Annotated in this window: 2 protein-coding genes; both read left to right on the top strand. The window is 46.4% G+C overall.

The features are described 5' to 3' along the window. Nucleotides 1-1,590, top strand: a 1,590-nt coding sequence (locus tag H6F50_RS08200; RefSeq protein WP_242028938.1) for a PEP-utilizing enzyme, incomplete at its 5' end; no start/stop codon positions are given. Nucleotides 1,591-1,636: 46 nt separating this feature from the next. Then, the coding region (locus tag H6F50_RS08205; RefSeq protein WP_242028939.1) for a Ycf66 family protein at nucleotides 1,637-1,831 on the top strand (195 nt) is incomplete at its 3' end.

The following is a 1,831-nucleotide window of genomic DNA, read 5'->3' on the forward strand; positions in this document are numbered from 1 at the left end:
TGGACGCGCAAGATTGCCGCTGAGGTGATTCCGGGGTTAATTCGTCCGCTGACGTGGTCGATTAATCGTCCTCTGACTTGCGGTGTTTGGGGAGAGATTTTTACTTTAGTTTTGGGCAAAGAAGCCGCGGGGTTAGATTTTAATGAAATGGCGACGTTGCACGCCTCTCGCGCCTACTTTAATGCAACCTTGTTGGGACAAACTTTCCGTCGTATGGGTTTACCAGCAGAAAGTTTGGAGTTTTTAACCAGAGGTGCTAAGTTCTCGAAACCCCCTCTGGCTTCTACGCTGCGAAATGTGCCGGGGTTACTGCGATTATTAGGGCGCGAATTAAGTTTAGAAAAGGATTTTGCGCGGGATGATCGGCGTTTATTTACCCCAATTCTGGAACGGCGATCTGCTTCTTTAGACGCGGGATTGGATTCTGCAACTCAAAAGTCAGACGCGATCGCCCTTGCCTCGACAAGTCAACCTGCGGCGCTGCTGGAACGAATAGATACTTTGCTAGAAGTGCTGAAACGGGCGACATATTACAGTATTCTCGCTCCCTTGAGCTTTGCGTTGCGGCAAGCGCTGTTGAAAGCCAAGGATTCACAATTAGATAACAGCCAAACTCCGGAAGTTGCTTCATTGCGATCGCTCGAAGATATCGCACTGGATGCTCGGAAGTTACTTCCTCATTCGCTATCATCCCCTGAAAATTCATCCTCTTTCTTTACCCTGCTGGCTGAAATGCCAGATGGACAAAGTATTCTAGAACAGTTCGATCGATGGCTTGACCGCTATGGATACTTGAGCGATGTGGCAACAGATATCGCAGTTCCCACTTGGAAGGAAGATCCTCATGCGGTTCGGGAATTGCTGACGCAGTTTTTCGGGGAAATTGAACACTCCAAGCGCAGAGAAGACAGAGAAAATCAGGGATGGAAGGTTGAGTTGGTGCAGCGACGGCTCAATTTGAAGGGCAAGGTTACAGATATTTATAGCCGCTTATTGGCGGAAGTACGTTGGAATTTTGTAGCGTTAGAAAATCTCTGGTTGCAGTCAGGTTTGCTATTTCAGTCAGGAGATATTTTCTTCTTAGAATTTCATGAAATTAGGCAAATCATTCAACAATCTGACCAACAATTAATCGACCGAGTACCGCAGTTGGTGAAACAAAGGCGATCGCAACTGGAACAAGATAGTCAGATGGCGAGTGTGTCGCCTTTAGTCTACGGTAATGCGCCGCCCTCTACATATTTCAACACCGCCAACCGGCAAGTTAGTCAAAAGCGATTGCAAGGCATTGGTGCCAGTCCAGGGCAAGTAGAAGGGAAAGTAAAAGTTCTTCGCAATCTACAAGCAATTCCAGATATTGACCGCGATACGATTTTAGTCGTGCCTTACACTGATTCTGGGTGGGCGGCGCTGCTGTCTCGCGTGGGTGGGTTAATTGCAGAAGTGGGAGGGCGTCTTTCTCACGGTGCAATTGTTGCTCGCGAGTATGGCATTCCAGCAGTGATGGATATCCACAACGCCACTCAGTTATTACAAGATGGTCAGCGAGTACGAATTGATGGTCAGCAGGGAACGGTGGAAATTTTGTGAGTTATAAGAACAATAGTCGTGAAAATTTATTGTTGAAAAATTCAGTATGGTTAACTTCGGTATCAACTCAGCCAGCATTCTTGGGATTGTACTAATACTGTTTGGCCTATTACTTATATCTTTAGGGTTATTGCTTCGCAGACCTTTTCGAGTTGAAAATCTAATTCAAGATAGTGTTCTGGCTTCAGTTTATTTACTGTGCGGGTTGATTCTGTTTTTTCAGGGATGGCGACTCGATCCA

Origin of the sequence: Coleofasciculus sp. FACHB-712 (genome assembly GCF_014695635.1) — a bacterium.
In the GTDB taxonomy this organism is placed as follows: Bacteria; Cyanobacteriota; Cyanobacteriia; order Cyanobacteriales; family FACHB-T130; genus FACHB-T130.